1 pseudogene is annotated in these 702 nt (G+C 75.2%); it reads right to left on the bottom strand.

Annotated elements, in window-relative coordinates:
• Nucleotides 1-702, bottom strand: a pseudogene (locus ESO86_RS19585) (DNA polymerase Y family protein); the annotation flags it as partial.

Here is a 702-nt window from a genome sequence, read left to right as displayed (position 1 = left end):
TCCCCGGCCAGGGCGCCTCCGCCGCGACCCGCTCGGAGGCGCGATCGCCCCACGGCACGAGCACCTGACGGTCGGCGAGCATGCGCCCGCCGCCGATCGCGGCCGTGACCACGCCCTCGTGCCCGAGCATGCTCTGCACGCGCGTGAGCCCGTGGTGCACGCGCTCGTCGGGGCCGCCGCCCCAGAGTCCCTCCTCGTGGTTGCCGGTCGAGTCGACCCGTTCGGGCACGATCCGCAGGCGCACAATCGCGGACTCGAGCCCCGTCTCGGCCGTGCCGGACCCCTGCAGCTGCCACCGCACGCGGTCGACCACGTCGGCAGGCGTGAACCAGTGCGGGTGCAGCCAGCTGCGACTCGAGTGGCCGCCGCGCTCGTCGTCGAGTTCGACCCGGATGCCCGTGCACACGAGCCGCACGGCCCGCATCCGTTCGATGAACTCCTCGGCCCGCACGCGGAACGCGAACGCGAGCTGGTCGACGCGTTCGAGCGGGGGCTCGAAGTGCTGCTCCACCTCGAAGTCGGGCGGGGGAGTCCGCGGCGCCACGCGCGACTGCTCGCGCCCGGCGGCCCGATCGTGCGCGAACGCGCCGGCCGCGCCGAAGCGCCGCCGGACATCCTCGTCGGGCAGTGCCGCGAACTCGCCGAGCGTGCGCACGCCCAGCCGGTGGAGCAGGGTCGTGGTGCGTGCGTCGGCCACCAGCG

The organism is Agromyces binzhouensis, from assembly GCF_004135055.1.
Taxonomy (GTDB): domain Bacteria; phylum Actinomycetota; class Actinomycetes; order Actinomycetales; family Microbacteriaceae; genus Agromyces; species Agromyces binzhouensis.
The sequence above is the reverse complement of the archived record's forward strand: the minus strand, read 5'-3'. Positions and strand labels throughout refer to the sequence as shown.